We start from the raw sequence: 17,727 nt of genomic DNA, 5'->3' as shown, positions 1-17,727 counted from the left end.
TCCGTGGGCCGGAGGAGCGCCGGCCGGCGTCAGCCGCCCAGCCTCAGGTCCGGGAACTGCTGGAAGAAGGGATCGGCGGTCGCCGCGATGCCCCGGCTGAAGGGGGCGTCGAAGTCCCAGATGAGGAACAGCAGGAAGGCGATCAGCGCACTGAACAGCCCGGCCAGCAGCAACTCCCGGAACGAGCGCCGGATTTGCAGCATGAAGATCATGCCGACCGTGACCAGCGCGCCGATGATCAGCCCGAACCACACCACCCCGGGCATGGTGGACCCGGCGCTCTGGGCCCGGCTGCTGCGCGCGTCGTCGGCGGCCGCCACCTGGTCGACCAGCGGCTGGTAGGCCTGCCCCTCGTGGTCGGTCTTCGGTTCGTAGTCCGTCACATCGCGGCGGATCCGTTCCAGCAGCCGGGTGCCCTCGGCGGTGACCCGGCCCGAGTCGGCCATTTCCTTCCATTCGGTGGTGATCACGTACGTCACGTAGGCGTCGACGTCGGAGCGGATCCGGTTCCGCACCTCCGCCGGATAGACCTCGGAGCGGATGCTGACCTCGTGCAGGGCCTGGGCCTCCTGCCGTACGTACTCCTGGGCGGCCCCGCGGGCCTCCCAGACGCCCGCGATCGCCAGGCCCAGCACGATCGCGTAGATCACGCCGATCATCATCGTCATGTACTCGATGACGTCGGGGGTTTCGCTCGGATCGTCGTCATCACTGATCCGCCGGTGGTTGAAGAAGGCGATGGACAGCACCACGGCACAGGCCGCGGCCATCGCGAGCGTCAGGACGAGCCATTCCGACAACTGAACTCCAAGAGGGAACGCGGGAACGCAGGAACGCAGGTAATGCGGGAACGCAGGGAACGCAGGGAACGCAGGGAATGCAGGAACGCCGGCAACGGTCGGGCCCGGTCAGCGCGGGCGCAGCGCGACGAGCGCGAACACCGCGGGCGCCGTGGCGAGCAGGGTGAAGGTGACCGGGGAGATCCGGTGCTCGGTGGGCTTCGCGCGGGCCGGGGCACGGTAGGCGGGCCTGGCCACCGCGACGGGGACCGGCGCGGGTGGCGGGGCCGCCACGGGCCGGCTCGGAGCCGGGCGCGGGGGCGGCGGCGGGGGTGGCGCGGGCGCCCGGTGGACCGGGGTCGCCTTCGGGGCCGGCGCGGGCGGCGGCGGTGGCTTCGGCGCCGGTTTCGGCGGTGGCTTCGGTGCGGGGATGGGCTTGGGCGGGGGCTCGGGTTCGGGCGGCGGGGGAGTCGGCTTGGGCGGCGTCGGCTTCGGCGTCGGCTTCGGTGTGGGTGTGGGCTTCGGGGAGGGGGATGGGGTGGGTGTCGGGGTTGGGCAGGGCGGGGGAGGCGGGGGCGGGGGCGGGCAGTGGCGCCCGTGGTGACGTCCGCCGTGGTGACCACCGTGATGTCCGCCACCATGGCCGTGTCCATGACCGCCGCCGCGGCCGCCGTTCCCGGCGGCCGCGACCAGGGTGCGGGCCGTTCCGCCGGGCCCGGCGTCGATGGTCGCGTAGGCACAGCTATCGGCCACGGCCGGTGCCGCGGACAGCGCTGCCCACAGCAGGACCGGAACCGCCAGCAGGTGCCTGGTTGAGGCTCTCTTCACCCGGGGAGCATGGGCCCGGGCGATCCGGCGCACGCCGAGAGCGGACCTGGTTCGCCTGAACGGGCGGAGATCGGACCGTAGAGGTTTGAGCCAGCGGAGGATGGTGTCCGATCGTTCATCCGCCTTTTCCCAAAAGGGATTTGTCGGTTTCGATCAATCCCTGGTGTGTTGGTTCCTCAGGGGGCGGTGGTGGCTTTGGTGTGTGACGAAGAACGGATCGCCAATTTCCGCTTTTGCTCGCCCTGTTGGGAAATGATCAGTACATTCGGCTCGGACAGCAGTCCGACCCCCACCTCCCCACATGGACCAGACCATGGACGACGCCTTGGAGGCCCCGATGGAGCGCCCCGCCTGGGCCCCGCCAGGTATCGACATATCGGTGCCGAGCGTGTCCCGCATCTACGATTACTACCTGGGCGGATCGCACAATTTCGAGGTGGACCGGCAGGCGGCCCGTCGCGCCATGGAATTCATGCCGGGCCTGCCCAAGATCATGCAGGCCAACCGGGCGTTCATGCGCCGGGCCGTGCGGTACGCCGTCGCCCAGGGCGTCACCCAGTTCCTGGACATCGGCTCCGGCATCCCGACCTTCGGCAACGTCCACGAGGTGGCCCAGGCGGCCAGCCCCGACGCGCGGGTCGTCTACGTCGACCACGACCCGGTGGCCGTCGCGCACAGCAGGGCCGTCCTCACCGACGAGGAACGGACCGCCATCACCGCCGCGGATCTGCGCAAGCCGACGGAGATCCTGAACAGCCCCGAAGTCACCGGGCTGCTGGACCTGGACCGGCCGGTCGCGCTGCTGCTCGTCGCCGTCCTGCACTTCCTGGAGGACGCGGACGAGCCGTACGCCGCCGTCGCCGCACTGCGCGACGCACTCGCCCCGGGCAGCCTGCTCGTACTCACCCACGCCTCCTACGAGGGCGTCCCGCTCTCCCGGGAGGTGGCCGGCGGAGCCGTCGGCGTCTACCGCGACATCCGCAACCCGCTGGTGATGCGCACCGGCACCGAGATCGGCCGCTTCTTCGACGGGTTCGAGCTCGTCGAGCCGGGACTGGTCCAGATGCCGCGCTGGCGCCCGGACGACCCGGCCGACGCGGACGCGAACGCGCAAGAGGAAGACCCGTACGCCTTCTCCGGCTTCGGCGGCGTGGGACGCAAGGCGTGAGAGTTCCGGCGCAGACGACGACGGGCCCGGCGGCGCCCGTCGATCCCGTTCCGGGCGGCTCGGAGGACCGCATCGGACGGTTCGCCACCATCTGGAGCCGGGCCATCTTCCCGGTCACGGCCACCTCGCTGACCCGGCCGGAGTTCGAGCAGCACCTCCTCCCGCTCGCCCGCACCCTCACCGAGGCCCTGCACGCCCGGCCTTTCGATCCGGCGGTGGGCCAGCGGGTCGGCGCCGAACTGGTCGCCGTCCACTGCACCGACCCGGAGGCACTGGCCGGCACCCTCGGGGTGGTCGAGGCCTACCTGGTCCTGTACTGCGGCCCGGAAGGGGCCTGCGGCGAAGCGGCCGAGGAGTACCGGGCCCGCTGCGCCCGCCTGCAGCACGGCATCGCCGCGGGCTTCGCCCGTGCCCTGCGTGAGCGCACCCTCCGCGAACAGGAAGCCATCGCCCGCTCCGCGCTGACCGCCCGGTCCGACGCCCAGGACGCCCTGCACGCCAGCGAGGCCCGCTTCCGCGCGGTCTTCGAGGGCGCCGCGATCGGCATCGGCATCGCCGACCTGGAGGGCAACGTCCTGGAGGTCAACGACACCCTGCTGCGCATGTTCGGCGGCCTGGAGGGGCATGTCCGGGGCCGCAACGTCAGCGAATGGGGCCACCCCGACGACGCCCCGCACGTCTGGAAGATGTACGGCGAACTGGTCCGCGGCGAGCGCGAGCACTACCGGGCCGAGAAGCCGTACTACCGGCACGACGGCACCGTGCTGTGGACCAATCTGACGGTGTCGCTGCTGCGCGACGCCGAAGGGCGCCCGCAGTATCAGCTGGCGCTGATGGAGGACACTACGGAGCGGCGGCTGCTTAACCTCCGCCTGCGCTACGAGGCCACGCACGACGCGCTCACCGGCCTGCCCAACCGCACCCTGTTCTTCGAGCGGCTGGAGAAGGCCCTGGCCGCCGGCGGGCCGACCCGCTTCGGCCTCTGCTACCTGGACCTCGACGGGTTCAAGGCGGTCAACGACAGCCTCGGCCACTCGGCGGGGGACCGGCTGCTGGTGGAGGTCGCGGACCGGCTGCAGAGCTGCGCCACCGGCCCCGGCGAGGTGGTGGCCCGGCTGGGCGGAGACGAGTTCGTGGCCCTGACCACCGGTCCGGACACCGAACACAAGGCCGCCGACCTCGCCGTCCGCATCCTGTCCTCACTCTCCGCGCCGATTCGGCTGGACGGCCGCGAGCTGACGGTCCGCGGCAGCATCGGCATCGTCGAGGGCGCGGCGGGCGAACGCACTCCCGCCGAGGTGCTCCGCAGCGCGGACATCACCATGTACCGGGCCAAGGCGGCGGGCGGAAACCGCTTCGAGTTCGCCGACGCGGAGGCCGATGCCCGGGCCATCACCCGGCACGGGCTGACCAACGCCCTGCCGGCCGCCCTGGAGCGGGGCGAGTTCTTCATCGAGTACCAGCCGCTGGTTCACCTCCACGACGGCAGCGTGCACGGCGCGGAAGCACTGGTCCGCTGGTCGCACCCGCAGTACGGGGTGCTCGGCCCGGACCGGTTCATCCCGCTCGCCGAACGGACCGGGCTGATCGTCCCGCTGGGCCGCTGGGTGCTGGAGGAGGCGGTCCGTCAGGCCCGCAACTGGAAACGCGAGCACGGTGGTTCGCTGCGGATCAACGTCAACCTCTCGCCGACCCAGCTCCACCATCCCGGCCTGGTGGCCGACACGGTGGCCGTCCTGGAGAACTCCGGCCTGGCCCCCGGCGCCCTCTGCCTGGAGGTCACCGAATCCGCCCTGATCGGAGCGGACGACGAACTCCTCGAACCGCTGCGCCGGCTCGCCGCCCTCGGCGTGGACATCGCCCTCGACGACTTCGGCACCGGCTACTCGAACCTGGCGAACCTGCGGCGCCTCCCGGTGAGCGTGCTGAAGCTGGACCGCTCCTTCACCCAGGGCATGCAGCAACTGCCTGCCGACCCGGTGGACGTGAAAATAGTGGAGGGCATCGTCGCCTTGGCCCACAGCCTGTCGCTGGCCGTCACGGTCGAGGGCGTCGAGACCGGCGCCCAGGCCGCCCAGCTCCGGGCCCTCGGCTGCGACACCGCCCAGGGCTGGTACTACGCCCGCCCGGGCGCCCCGGACCGGATCCACACGCTCTCGCTGTCGGACGCCGTCCCGCTGCCCTGACCGCTGCCGTCTCAGCCCAGTCCGGCCTCCGTCCCGATGCCGGGGGTCCGGACGGCCTCCACGACCCGCCGCATGCGGGCGGTGGTGTCGGCCAGGAGGCGGGCGGCGGCGGGCAGCCGCTCCCGCTCGTAGGAGTCCAGGGCCGTCTCCCCGCTCAATGCGCGGGCGAGGGCGGCGGCGTCCTGGATGCCGGTGTTCATGCCGAGGCCGCCGGCTATCGGATGGACATGGGCCGCATCGCCGGCCAGGAAGGCGCGGCCCTCCCGCATCCGCCCGGCCTTGCGGACATTGACCCGCCAGGTGGACAGCCAGGAAGGATCGGTCGGCCGGATTCCCGGCATTCTTGCGTGCCGGTCGAAGAGGCGCTGAAAGCCCTCCTCGGAAGGAGGCAGCGGGCGGCCGTCGGCGTCGCGCTCCGGTGACGACTGGAGCTGGAAGACGTCCGTCCCCGGTATCGGGCACAGCATGATCGCCTCTCCGTCCGAGGTGAACCACTGGTGCCAGACGTCGCGGCTCAGCCCCGGCGCCCGCACATCGCCGACCACCATGGCCTGTTGTTCGTCGGTGTGCCCCTCGAAGGGGATTCCGAGCAGCCCGCGGACCGAGCTGCCGCCGCCGTCGCAGCCGGCCAGGTGGTCCGCGCGCAGCGTGCGGCCGTCGCCGAGGGCCGCGGTCACCCCGGCGGCGTCCTGGTCGAGCGCAGTGACCCGGGCGCCGTACTCCACGCTCCCGCCGAGTGCCGTCAGCCGCTCGCGCAGCACCCCCTCGACCTGCCACTGGCCGATGAACAGGGTGCCGTCGACCGGCGTGTCGGCGATGTGCGCGCCGTCGAAGTACTTGCGGAACACCAGCCGCGGATGGCCGATGGCCCTGATCCGGTCGGCGAGGTCCAGTCCTTCGAGCACCTCCAGGCCGCCCGCGTTCAAGGTCTTGCCGCGTGATTCCCGGTGCGGCGCGGACCGCCCGTCGACGACCCGGACGCGCACGCCCCGCCCGGCCAGCTCGCAGCCCAGGGTCAGTCCGGTCGGACCGGCCCCCACGATCAGAACATCCGTCATGACGCTCTTCCCCCTCGCCCTACTCGGCCATCCCATCGGCCGCGGTGCGGGCCGATGACTCAAGGAAAGCGCGCCGCGACAGAAAAAGCAACCCGGTAACGAAAATTTCCGAGGAACAAAATTAACCCGGTCATGATTCTGTGCTAGGCTCGGGCGCATGGAGACCACACCCGGACTGCGAGAGACCAAGAAGCTGCGCACGCGCCGCCATCTGGCGGCCACCGCGCTGGAGCTCTTCCTGGAGCGCGGCTTCGACGCCGTGTCGGTGGCGGACGTCGCGGCCGCCGCGGAGGTCTCCAAGCCGACGCTCTTCCGGTACTTCCCGACCAAGGAGGACCTGGTCCTGGACCGGTTCGCCGACCACCAGGACGAAGCGGCCCGCATCGTCCTGGGCCGCCCGGAAGGCACCGGCCCGGTCCAAGCACTGCACGGACACTTCCTCGGCGCTCTGCGCGACCGCGACCCGATCACCGGCCTGTGCGACCACCCCGAGGTGATCGCCTTCCAGCAGCTGCTGTACTCGGCGCCGGGCCTCCAATCCCGGATCGCCCACTACACGGCCCGCGAGGTCGAGTTGCTCGCGGAGGCGCTGCTGCCCGTGTACGGCAGCCCGCTGCCCGCCCGCCTCGCCGCCCTCCACCTGGTGGCGGTGCGTCATGAACTCGGCCGTGAGAACTGGCGCCGCATATCCGCCGGCCAGAGCGCGGACCAGGCCTACCCCGCCGCGGTCGCCGACGCCGACCGGGCCTTCGGCATGCTGGCCGGGGGACTGGATGCCGAACTCGCCCCGGGAGCGGGGCAGGCCTAGCCTGGGAGCGGGGGTTGGCCCCGTCTGGCAGGAGGCCTGCCGTGAGGTTCTCGCAGAAGCGCTGGCGCAAGGCATGCGTGGGGCTCGCCGCGGCCGGGATGCTCGTGGTCCCGGCCTCCGCCGGGGGCGCGTACGGAGCACCAACCCCGGACGTGACCGTCACCGCCTCCCCGTCGGCCTCGGACACCGACTTCCCGGTCCTCGATGCCGCCATGGCCGCCCGCCTGGACACCGCCATCCAGAAGGTCATGCGCGAGGCCGAAGTCCCGGGTGTGACCGTCGGCCTGTGGGCCCCCGGCAAGGGCGCCTACGTACGCTCCTTCGGTGTCGCCGACAAGGCCACCGGCGCCCCCATGAAGTCCGACTTCTACATACGGATCGGCAGCGAGACCAAGACCTTCACCGTGACCGCCCTCCTCGAACTGGTCGACCAGGGCAAGGTGGGCCTGGACGATCCGATATCCAAGTACATCGACGGCGTCCCCAACGGCGACCGGATCGCCCTGCGCGACCTGGCGGACATGCGCAGCGGCCTCTTCAACTACTCCGAGGACGAAGGCTTCTTCAAGGCCCTCACCTCCGACCCGAAGCGCCCCTTCACCCCGCAGCAGCTGCTGGACTACGCCTTCAAGCACCCGATCCAGTTCCAGCCCGGCGAGCGGTTCGACTACTGCAACACCAACCTGATCCTGCTCGGCCTGGTCGTCGAGAAGGCCGGCGGGCAGCCGCTCGGCGCGTTCCTCAAGGAGCACGTCCTGGATCCGGCCGGACTGCGCCACACCGTGTTCCCGACCGGCGCCGAGTTCCCGAGCCCGCACGCCCAGGGCTACACGAACCAGACCGCCTCCGGTAAGGTCGAGATCAGCACCGACTGGAACCCCTCCTGGGGCTGGGCCGCCGGCGCGATGATCTCCAACCTGCAGGACCTGCGCACCTGGGCCCGGGTCCTGGCCACCGGCACCCTGCTGACCCCCGAGACCCAGGCGGAACGCCTGAAGACCCCGCCGACCGGCATCCCCGGCGCCGGCTACGGTTTGGGCATCTTCAACGTCCAGGGCTGGATCGGCCACAACGGCTCGCTGCCCGGCTACCAGACCCTGACCATCTACCTGCCCGGCCCCCAGGCCACCCTGGTGGTGCTCCTCAACACCGACATCCTGGACGGCGGGATCGAGCCCAGCACCCTGTTCGGGCAGGCGGTCACCCGGATCGTCACCCCCGACCACGTGTTCAACCTGCCCGTCCCCGTGCACGGCACACCGTCCCCCTCACCGGCCTCCTGAACCAGCCGACCCGGCCGGCCCAGCCGACCCGGCCAGCAGGACCCGCCGCAGCGCCCGGGCGGCGCGCGGCGGGTCCACGTCGGTCCGGTGGGCCAGCGCGATCGTGCGCCGCAGCGGGGACCCGGCCAGCGGGGTGACCCGGACGTCCGGCCCGGCGTGGCCGGCCACCATGGCCGGGACCACCGCGAGCCCCAGGCCCGCCCGCACGAAACCCAGGACCGCGTCCATCTCGCCGCCCTCCACCGTGAACACCGGCTCGAAGCCCTCCGCCCGGCAGGCCGCCACGGTCAGCTCCCGCAGGTCGTACCCGTGCCGGAACATCACCATCGGCTCGTCCCGCAGCGCGCCGATGGTCAGCGGCCCGCCCCCGGCCGGCGCCGGCAGGGCGGCCGAGGAGATCACCACCAGGTCCTCCGTCAGCAGCTCCACCGTGGTCAGGGCGGGCGCGGCAGGCGGCAGCGGCAGGGCGATCAGCGCCAGGTCCAGGGCCCCGCGGGCCAGCTCCCGGACCAGGTCGTGGGAACCGCTCTCCTCGATCAGCAGCTGGATCCCCGGATGGGCGGCGTGGTAGTCGCGCAGCACCCCCGGCAGCAGCCCCGTGCACAGACTGGGCGTTGCCCCCAGCCGCACCCGGCCCCGCTGCAGCTGCGCCAGCTCCTGCACCTCCAGCCGGGCCGTGTCGGCGTCCGCGAGGATCCGCCGGGCCAGCGGCAGCAGCGCCTCGCCCGCATCGGTCAGCGCGATGTTCCCGCGGGCCCGGCTGAACAGCTCCGCCCCCAGTTCCTGCTCCAGGGCCTTGATCTGCTGCGACAAGGAGGGCTGGGCCACGTGCACGCGCTCGGCGGCGCGGGTGAAGTGCCGGGTCTCGGCGACGGCCACGAAGTACACCAGCTGCTGAAACTGCATAGGTACTGTCTATCAAGATGACCGTAACCATGTCTTGGACCTTTCGGGTCCTTCGTCCCTACCGTCGAGGACATGGCTCTGGCAACGCGCACCCGGACGGGTCCCACGTCCCTCTGGGACTCCACCATCGGCAAGAAGACCGTCATGGCGGTGTCCGGGCTGATCATGCTCGGCTACCTGGTCGTGCACATGCTCGGCAACCTCAAGATCTTCTTCGGCCCGGACGAGTTCAACGCCTACGGACGCTGGCTGCGGCACATGGGGGAGCCCTTCCTGCACAGCCACTGGGGACTGTGGACCGCCCGGGTGGTGCTCCTCGCCGCCGTGGCCGCGCACGCCGTCTCCGCCTACCAGCTCAGCCGCCGCGACATCAAGGCACGCCCGGTGAAGTACGCGCACAAGCGGCGCCGCGCGAGCTACGCCACCCGCACCATGCGCTGGGGCGGGGTGATCCTCGGGCTCTTCATCGTCTGGCACATCCTCGACCTGACCACCCTCACCGTCAACGAGCGGGCCCTGGAGGGCCATCCGTACGAAAACGTGGTCGCGTCCTTCTCCACCTGGTACGGCAACACGATCTACCTCACCGCGATGATCGCCATGGGCCTGCACGTCCGGCACGGCTTCTGGAGCGCCGCACAGACCCTCGGCGCCGGCAACGCCCGCCGCGACAAGATCCTCAAGTCCCTGGCCAACCTGCTGGCCCTCGTCCTGACCGCGGGCTTCGTCTCCGTCCCGGTCGCCGTCATGACCGGAGTGGTGAACTGACCGTGAGCACATACGCGAACCACACCACCGGCGCCCCGATCGCCGACACCAAGGCGCCCGACGGCCCGATCGCCGACCGCTGGGACCGGCGCCGCTTCGAGGCCAAACTGGTCAACCCGGCCAACCGGCGCAAGCACACCGTGATCGTCGTCGGCACCGGTCTGGCGGGCGGTGCCGCCGGCGCCACCCTCGCCGAGCAGGGCTACCACGTCGTCCAGTTCTGCTACTCCGACTCGCCCCGCCGCGCCCACTCCATCGCCGCGCAGGGCGGCATCAACGCCGCCAAGAACTACCGCAACGACGGCGACTCCATCCACCGCCTCTTCTACGACACCGTCAAGGGCGGCGACTTCCGGGCCCGCGAGTCCAACGTCCACCGGCTCGCCCAGATATCCGTCGAGATCATCGACCAGTGCGTGGCCCAGGGCGTCCCCTTCGCCCGCGAGTACGGCGGCCTGCTCGACACCCGCTCCTTCGGCGGCGTCCAGGTCTCCCGCACCTTCTACGCCCGCGGCCAGACGGGCCAGCAGCTCCTGCTGGGCGCCTATCAGGCGCTGTCCCGGCAGATCGCCGCCGGCAACGTCGAGATGCACGCCCGCACCGAGATGCTCGACCTGGTCGTCGTCGACGGCCGGGCCCGCGGCATCGTCGCCCGCGACCTGATCACCGGCGCGATCTCCACCCACTTCGCGGATGCCGTCGTCCTCGCCTCCGGCGGCTACGGCAACGTCTTCTACCTCTCCACCAACGCCATGAACTCCAACGCGACCGCCATCTGGCGGGCCCACCGGCGCGGCGCGTACTTCGGCAACCCCTGCTTCACCCAGATCCACCCCACCTGCATCCCGCGCACCGGCGACCACCAGTCCAAGCTGACCCTGATGAGCGAGTCGCTGCGCAACGACGGCCGCATCTGGGTCCCCAAGGCCAAGGGCGACACCCGCCCCGCCCACGAGATCCCCGAGGAGGAGCGGGACTACTACCTGGAGCGCATCTACCCCTCCTTCGGCAACCTCGTCCCCCGCGACATCGCCTCCCGCGCCGCCAAGAACGTCTGCGACGAGGGGCGCGGGGTCGGCCCCGGCGGCCAGGGCGTCTACCTCGACTTCGCCGACGCCATCCGCCGCATGGGCAAGGACAAGGTCGCCGAGAAGTACGGCAACCTCTTCGACATGTACGAGCGGATCACCGCGGAGAACCCGTACGAGGTCCCCATGCGGATCTACCCGGCCGTGCATTACACGATGGGCGGTCTCTGGGTCGACTACGACCTCCAGACCACCGTCCCCGGCCTCTTCGCGATCGGCGAGGCCAACTTCTCCGACCACGGGGCCAACCGCCTCGGCGCCTCCGCCCTCATGCAGGGCCTGGCCGACGGCTACTTCGTCCTGCCGTCCACCATCAACGACTACCTCGCCCGTAACCCGCACCACGACGCGGTCGACGCCACCCACCCCGAGGCGCTGGCCGCCGTACGCGAGACCCGCGAGCGCATCGAACGGCTGCTGGCCGTGGACGGCGACCGCACGCCCGACTCCTTCCACCGGGAGATCGGCGAGCTGATGTGGGAGTACTGCGGCATGGCCCGCACCGACGCCGGGCTCCGCAAGGCCCTCGGCCGCATCCCGGAGATCCGCAAGGAGTTCTGGCGGCGGATCAAGGTGCCGGGCAGCGGCGAGGAGTTCAACCAGTCGCTCGAGAAGGCCAACCGCATCGTCGACTACCTCGAGCTCGCCGAGCTGATGTGCCTCGACGCGCTGCACCGCGAGGAGTCCTGCGGCGGCCACTTCCGCGAGGAGTCCCAGACCCCGGACGGCGAGGCCGCCCGCCGGGACGAGACCTTCTCCTACGCCGCCGCCTGGGAGTTCACAAGTAGCGGCTCTGCCCCCGTCCTGCACAAGGAAGACCTGGTCTTCGAGTACGTCCACCCCACCCAGCGGAGCTACGCATGAAGCTCAACCTGCGCGTCTGGCGCCAGAAGAACGCGGACGCCCCCGGCGCCATGGTCACCTACCAGGTCGACGACGTCTCCGCCGACATGTCCTTCCTGGAGATGCTCGACACCCTCAACGAGGACCTCATCCTGCGCGGGGAGGAGCCGGTCGCCTTCGACCACGACTGCCGCGAGGGCATTTGCGGCGCCTGCAGCCTGGTGATCAACGGGGATGCCCACGGGCCCGAGCGGACCACCACCTGCCAGCTCCACATGCGGTCCTTCACCGACGGCGACACCATCGACGTCGAGCCCTGGCGGGCGGCCGCCTTCCCGGTGGTGAAGGACCTGGTCGTGGACCGCTCCGCCTTCGACCGCATCATCCAGTCCGGCGGCTACATCACCGCCCCCACCGGCTCCGCACCGGAGGCGCACGCCACTCCCGTGCCCAAGGCCGACGCCGACCACGCCTTCGAGCACGCCGAATGCATCGGCTGCGGCGCCTGCGTGGCGGCCTGCCCGAACGGCTCGGCGATGCTCTTCACCTCCGCCAAGGTCAACCACCTCAACGTGCTCCCGCAGGGCTCGCCGGAGCGCGAGTCCCGGGTGCTGGACATGGTGGCGACCATGGACGAGGAGGGCTTCGGCGGCTGCACCCTGACCGGCGAATGCGCGACCGCCTGCCCCAAGGGGATCCCGCTGCCGTCGATCGCCGCGATGAACCGGGAGTGGCTGCGGGCCGTGCGCAAGGGCGGCGGACGATCCGCATAGGCTGTCCACAGGATCCGTACGGCCACTTGCGTGAATCATGAACGGCAGGAAAGGTGGGGGTGAACACGGCATCCGCCCCTGCCAGGTCCCGTCACCTCGGGTGCCCAGCAACTGGACGTACCCACGAGGTGACCGATGCGAGGCTTGTCCCGCCTTCCGCTGCCGAAGAAGCTCCGTCGCGTGGCGCGGGCGGCACTGCGCCGCACGCCGGCGGCCGGCGCCGCCCTGCGGTCCGCCGTGCCCGCGCAGCCCGCAGCGGACCAGCGGGAACGGCTGACCGCCCCGGCCGAGGCGCCGCCCGCGCCGCCCAAGAGCCGTGAGGACGAGCTGCTGGAGTCGCTGCCCGGCGTGATCCGGCACCGCGGCCGGCTCGCCCGGGTCCGCGACGACCTGCTGCCCGGCGCCGCCCGGGACGGGAACCTGCGCGCCGCCGCCGAGGTCCTGGAGGCGGCCGGAGTGCCGTACGGCCTGGTGCCGGACGGCGGACTGCTGCACCGCGTCGCGGTGGCCCCCGGCAATCGGGAGGCGGCACTCAAGGCCTGGGGCGAGGCGTTCACCGGCGTCCCGGTGTACGCGCAGCTCCTCGGCGACGAGGGCGAGCTCGGCGACGTCCTGGCGGAACGCCTCCCGGAGGCGGTCGCCGAGCTGGAAGGCCCGCTGCAGGAGGACGAGACGGAAGCCGCGGAGCCGGACGGGGCCGCCGGATCGGACGAGCCCGGCCACGCGGAGGCCGCCGACGCGGACGGCTCCGCCGACGCGCCGCCCGCCGTCCGCGTCAAGGGCCTGCGCCTCTACCAGCCCGTGACCACCACCGGACGGACCCTGTACTACGGCGCCGACCACGGCTGCGAACTCGAGTTCTGGGACCCGGACGGCGACGGCACCGGCGGCATCGCCTCCCTCCGCGAGACCCCCTACGGCTGGTGGGTCCCCTCCCTGGAGGCCACGGCCAGCACCCGCGTCGGCGACCGCGACTACCCCGTCGTCGACGCCTTCGCCCGCAGCTTCGCCTCGGACGTCGACTTCCCCGTCGACGCCGTGATCACCTGGGTCGACGCCGCCGACCCCGAATGGAACAGCCGCCGGCAGCAGGCCCGCGCCGACCGGGGCATCGAGGCGGCCCCCGTCGACGACGCAGACCACCGCTACCGCGACCGCGGCGAGCTGCGCTACTGCCTGCGCGCCATCGCCGCCTACGCGCCCTGGATCCGCCGGATCTTCCTGGTCACCGACAACCCCACCCCCGACTGGCTGCTCACCGACCACCCCGGTCTCACCGTCGTGCGCCACGAGGAGCTCTTCGCCGACCCCTCCGCCCTCCCGGTCTTCAACTCGCACGCCATCGAGAGCCAGCTCCACCGCATACCCGGGCTCGCCGAGCACTTCCTCTACTTCAACGACGACATCTTCGTCGGCCGCCCCCAGCTGCCCGGCGCCTACTTCCTCCCCTCCGGCCTGCCCAAGGTCTTCCACGACTGGCGCGCCATCCCGCCGGACGTCCCGGGCGCCGAGGACGACGTCTACACCGCCTCGCAGAAGGCCACCCGCCAGGCCGTGGAAGACGCCGCCGGGCGTACCTACGTACGCATCCTGGCCCACACCCCCTACCCGCTGAGCCGCTCCCTGTGCGCCGCCGCGGAGGAACGATTCCCCGAGGAGCTGGCCGCGACCAGCCGCTCCGCCTTCCGCAGCGCCACCGACCTCGCCCCGGTCACCCTGGCCGCCCACCTCGCCCTGGCCACCGGCCGCGCCGTGGAGGGCGACCTCGCCCACGAGTACTTCGGCACCGGCTGGAAGGACGACATCCACCGGCTCCCCGACCTGGTCCACCACCGCTGGGCCGACGCCTTCTGCCTCGCCGACGACGCGGGCGACGAAGTGACCCCGGCCGAGCAGCAGCGCGCCGTGTCCGCCTTCCTGGAGGCGTACTTCCCGGTCCCCTCCCCGTACGAGCACCCGCGCGCCGAACCGGCCGCCGGGGCCGCGCCGCCGTCTGAGCCGATCGGCTGACCGGCACCCCCTACGACGTGCCGCGCCCCGGGGCGCTCGCGGGCATCGGCGACAGTGTGGCCCATGGCAGACGCACCCTCCCCGGCAGGACCCCGGCGCCGCACCGTACTGGCGGCGCTCGCCCCGCTGGCGGCAGGGGTGGTGACCGGGTGCTCGGCCGGGGAACCTGCGCGCAGGCCGGCGGCCGGCCCGCAGCAGCCCGCCGAGGACGCCCTGATCATGCTGATCCGGCACGCGGAGAAGCCGTACGCCGGCGACACCGGCGAGGACGAGGAGGGCAACGACGACCCCGGCTCGCTGGCCTACCGCGGACACCGCCGCGCCGAGGAACTGCCCCGGCTGTTCCCCCCGAACCGCGGGTCCGTCCTGCCCCGTCCGGCCGCCGTGTTCGCCCCGGCCGGGGAGATCGCCCGGTCCCGCCAGACGGTGGCCGGACTGGCGGAGTCACTGCGCCTGCCGGTCCGGGCGGACATCCCCACCGGCCGGGAGGCGGCCCTGGCCCGCGCCGCCCTCGCCGCGCCCATGCCGGTCCTGATCTGTTGGGAACACACCGGCTTCCCCCGCCTGATCCACGCCCTCGGCGCCGACCGGGTCCCTTCCGTCCCGGCCGGCTGGCCGGACCGCTACGACCTGGTCTGGCTGCTCACCCGCCGCCACGGCCGGTGGAGCTTCCAGGAGATCGGCCAGCGCCTGCTGCCCGGCGACGCCTAAGGCCCGGCCCGGCCTGCCGGCCCGCCACCCGCGAGGGGACCGGCGACGCGCACCCCGGGCGGACCGAGGGGTCAGCCGGGGGAGGGCCGTAGCGCACGCGCCAGGTACTGCGCCGTGCGACCGGCGTGCGTGCGGGCCACCTCCGCCGGGGGGCCCGAGGCCACCACACGGCCGCCCGACGTGCCGCCGCCCGGCCCCAGGTCGATCACCCAGTCCGCGCTCGCCACCACCGCCATGTCGTGTTCCACGACCACCACCGAGTGCCCGCCGTCGACCAGCCCGTGCAGCTGCCGCAACAGCACCTCCACGTCCGCCGGGTGCAGTCCGGTCGTCGGCTCGTCCAGCAGGTACAGGGTGTGGTCCCGGCGCAGCCGCTGCAGTTCCGTCGCCAGCTTGATCCGCTGCGCCTCGCCGCCCGACAGCTCGGTGGCCGGCTGCCCCAGCCGCAGGTAGCCGAGCCCGATGTCCTGGAGCGCCCGCAGGCTGCGTGCCGCCGCCGGGACGTCCGCGAAGAACTCCGCGGCCGACTCCACGGTCAGCCCCAGCACCTCGGCGATGTTCAGCCCCCGGTGCCGTGCCCGCAGGGTTTCCGCGTTGTAGCGGGCGCCCGCGCACTCCGGGCACGGGGCGTACGTACTGGGCAGGAAGAGCAGCTCCACCGAGACGAAGCCCTCGCCCTGGCAGGTTTCGCAGCGGCCGCCCGCCACGTTGAACGAGAACCGGCCGGCCTTCCAGCCGCGGGCCAGGGCCTCCTCGCTCGCCGTGAACAGCTTCCGTACGACGTCGAACAGCCCGGTGTAGGTGGCCAGGTTGGAGCGCGGGGTCCGGCCGATCGGCTTCTGGTCGACCTCCACCAGCCGGCGTACCGGGAACTCCCCGTCCGCCGCGATCCGTTCGGCCGCGGCCTCCGCCAGCACGCTCCCCACCAGCGTGGACTTGCCCGACCCGGACACCCCGGTGACCGCCGTGAACACCCCGAGGGGAAACTCCGCGGACAGATCCCGCAGGTTGTTCCGGTGGACCCCGGACAGCCGCAGCGATCCGGACGGGCTGCGCGCCGGCCGCGCGGGCCCGGCCGGGGTCCCGAACAGGTACCGGGCCGTGGCCGAGTCCGTCCGTCCGGCCAGCGCTGCCGGGGGCCCGCTGTGCAGCACCTGCCCGCCGTGCTCCCCGGCCAGCGGACCCACGTCCACCAGCCAGTCCGCGTGCCGCACCACATCCAGGTGGTGTTCCACCACGAACACCGTGTTCCCGGCCTCCTTCAGCCGGTCCAGTACGCCGAGCAGCGCCTCGGTGTCCGCCGGATGCAGCCCGGCCGAGGGCTCGTCCAGCACGTACACCACCCCGAACAGCCCGGACCGCAGCTGGGTGGCCAGCCGCAGCCGCTGCAGTTCGCCCGCGGACAGGGTCGGCGCCGTCCGGTCCAGGCTCAGGTAGCCCAGGCCCAGCTCGGTGACCGGCCCGATCCGGGACCGCAGATCGGCGGTGAGCACCCGGGCGGCCTCGTCGGTGCCGGCCGCATCGGCCCGTACGTCGGCGAGTATGTCGGCCAGTACGCGGTCCAGCTCGGTCAGCGGCAGCGCGGCCAGCTCGGCGATGGTGCGGCCGGCGAAGGTCACGGCGAGCGCCTCGGACCGCAGCCGGCGGCCCGCGCACACCGGGCACGGCGAATCCGCCAGGAACTTCTCCGCCCGCGCCCGCAGGGTGGGGCTCTTGCTGTCGGCGAAGGTGCGCATCACCCAGCGGTGGGCGCTCATGTAGGTGCCCTGGTAGGGGCGCTGGATCCGGTCGGCATCGCGCACCGGGTGCACGGTGACCACCGGCTGCTCCTCGGTGAACAGGATCCACTGCCGCTCCTCGGCGGGCAGCTCCCGCCAGGGCCGGTCCACATCGTGTCCGAGGGTTTCGAGGATGTCCCGCAGGTTCTTCCCCTGCCAGGCGCCCGGCCAGGCCGCGATGGCTCCCTGACGGATCGACAGCTCGGGGTCGGGGACGAGTAGTTCCTCGCTGGTGCGGTGGATCCGTCCGATCCCGTGGCACTCCGGGCATGCGCCGGCCGCGGTGTTCGGCGAGAAGGCGTCGGAGTCGAGCCGCTCGGCGCCCGGCGGGTAGGTGCCGGCCCGCGAGTACAGCATGCGCAGCGAGTTGGAGAGCAGGGTGACGGTCCCCACCGAGGACCGCGAGCCGGGGGCGGACCGCCGCTGCTCCAGCGAGACGGCGGGCGGCAGCCCGGTGATCGAGTCCACCTTCGGCGCGCCGATCTGGTGGATCAGCCGCCGGGCGTACGGCGCCACCGATTCGAAGTAGCGGCGCTGGGCCTCGGCGTAGACGGTCCCGAAGGCGAGGGAGGACTTGCCGGATCCGGAGACCCCGGTGAACACGGTCAGCGCATCGCGCGGAACGTCCACGTCGACCCCGCGCAGATTGTGCTCCCGGGCGCCCCGGACGCGAATGAAGGAGTCGGTGGGCTGGTGCATTCGCCCCAGTTTAGGGGATGCCTGTCAGCTCGCTCCGGGCC

The 17,727-nt window shown here is 72.3% G+C and carries 14 protein-coding genes; 9 read left to right on the top strand and 5 right to left on the bottom strand.

Features of this window, described 5'->3' with window-relative positions:
* Positions 1-29: 29 nt before the first annotated feature.
* Positions 30-800 carry a hypothetical protein gene (locus AB0447_RS05295; RefSeq protein WP_366475124.1) on the bottom strand — a complete coding sequence of 257 codons (771 nt, stop codon included), beginning with the start codon at positions 798-800 and terminating at the stop codon, positions 30-32.
* 108 nt (positions 801-908) lie between these two features.
* Positions 909-1,073, bottom strand: a complete 165-nt coding sequence (locus AB0447_RS05290) for a hypothetical protein (RefSeq protein ID WP_366475123.1) — start codon at positions 1,071-1,073, stop codon at positions 909-911.
* An 871-nt stretch (positions 1,074-1,944) separates the two neighbouring features.
* On the opposite strand from AB0447_RS05290, the gene AB0447_RS05285 reads away from it, so the two are divergent.
* Complete coding sequence (locus AB0447_RS05285) at positions 1,945-2,775, top strand: SAM-dependent methyltransferase (RefSeq protein WP_366475329.1); 831 nt, start codon at positions 1,945-1,947, stop codon at positions 2,773-2,775.
* 71 nt (positions 2,776-2,846) lie between these two features.
* Positions 2,847-4,961 (top strand): EAL domain-containing protein, encoded by a 2,115-nt coding sequence (locus AB0447_RS05280; protein ID WP_366475328.1) that lies wholly within the window; start codon positions 2,847-2,849, stop codon positions 4,959-4,961.
* 11 nt (positions 4,962-4,972) lie between these two features.
* Here AB0447_RS05280 and AB0447_RS05275 read toward each other — a convergent pair whose 3' ends face one another.
* Positions 4,973-6,019 carry an FAD-dependent monooxygenase gene (locus tag AB0447_RS05275; RefSeq protein WP_366475122.1) on the bottom strand — a complete coding sequence of 349 codons (1,047 nt, stop codon included), beginning with the start codon at positions 6,017-6,019 and terminating at the stop codon, positions 4,973-4,975.
* 157 nt (positions 6,020-6,176) lie between these two features.
* On the opposite strand from AB0447_RS05275, the gene AB0447_RS05270 reads away from it, so the two are divergent.
* The gene (locus AB0447_RS05270; protein WP_366475121.1) at positions 6,177-6,827 is read left to right on the top strand and encodes a TetR family transcriptional regulator; all 651 of its coding nucleotides are present in this window, start codon (positions 6,177-6,179) and stop codon (positions 6,825-6,827) included.
* Between the two features lie 98 nt (positions 6,828-6,925).
* Positions 6,926-8,110 carry a serine hydrolase domain-containing protein gene (locus tag AB0447_RS05265; RefSeq protein ID WP_366475327.1) on the top strand — a complete coding sequence of 395 codons (1,185 nt, stop codon included), beginning with the start codon at positions 6,926-6,928 and terminating at the stop codon, positions 8,108-8,110.
* Here the strand turns inward: AB0447_RS05265 and AB0447_RS05260 are convergent.
* Positions 8,096-9,016 (bottom strand): LysR substrate-binding domain-containing protein, encoded by a 921-nt coding sequence (locus tag AB0447_RS05260; RefSeq protein ID WP_366475120.1) that lies wholly within the window; start codon positions 9,014-9,016, stop codon positions 8,096-8,098. The genes AB0447_RS05265 and AB0447_RS05260 overlap by 15 nt on opposite strands.
* 72 nt (positions 9,017-9,088) lie before the next feature.
* On the opposite strand from AB0447_RS05260, the gene AB0447_RS05255 reads away from it, so the two are divergent.
* From AB0447_RS05255 to AB0447_RS05235, 5 genes are all read left to right on the top strand, one after another.
* The gene (locus AB0447_RS05255) at positions 9,089-9,784 is read left to right on the top strand and encodes a succinate dehydrogenase (protein ID WP_366475119.1); all 696 of its coding nucleotides are present in this window, start codon (positions 9,089-9,091) and stop codon (positions 9,782-9,784) included.
* A 2-nt stretch (positions 9,785-9,786) separates the two neighbouring features.
* Positions 9,787-11,736 carry a fumarate reductase/succinate dehydrogenase flavoprotein subunit gene (locus tag AB0447_RS05250; protein ID WP_366475118.1) on the top strand — a complete coding sequence of 650 codons (1,950 nt, stop codon included), beginning with the start codon at positions 9,787-9,789 and terminating at the stop codon, positions 11,734-11,736.
* Positions 11,733-12,488 (top strand): succinate dehydrogenase/fumarate reductase iron-sulfur subunit, encoded by a 756-nt coding sequence (locus AB0447_RS05245; RefSeq protein ID WP_366475117.1) that lies wholly within the window; start codon positions 11,733-11,735, stop codon positions 12,486-12,488. Before AB0447_RS05250 ends, AB0447_RS05245 begins: the two co-directional genes overlap by 4 nt.
* Before the next feature lie 135 nt (positions 12,489-12,623).
* On the top strand, positions 12,624-14,498 hold the full coding sequence (locus AB0447_RS05240; RefSeq protein WP_366475116.1) for a stealth family protein: 1,875 nt from the start codon (positions 12,624-12,626) through the stop codon (positions 14,496-14,498).
* 63 nt (positions 14,499-14,561) lie between these two features.
* A complete protein-coding gene (locus AB0447_RS05235) occupies positions 14,562-15,209 on the top strand; it encodes a hypothetical protein (protein ID WP_366475115.1) in 648 nt (215 codons plus the stop codon).
* A 71-nt stretch (positions 15,210-15,280) separates the two neighbouring features.
* On the opposite strand, the gene AB0447_RS05230 is transcribed toward AB0447_RS05235, so the two are convergent.
* On the bottom strand, positions 15,281-17,686 hold the full coding sequence (locus AB0447_RS05230; protein WP_366475114.1) for an excinuclease ABC subunit UvrA: 2,406 nt from the start codon (positions 17,684-17,686) through the stop codon (positions 15,281-15,283).
* Positions 17,687-17,727 lie beyond the last annotated feature (41 nt).

Source organism: Streptomyces sp. NPDC051211, assembly GCF_040689505.1.
Lineage (GTDB): Bacteria > Actinomycetota > Actinomycetes > Streptomycetales > Streptomycetaceae > Streptomyces.
Note: the sequence above shows the minus strand (reverse complement) of the source record. Positions and strands in the feature narration are given on the sequence as shown.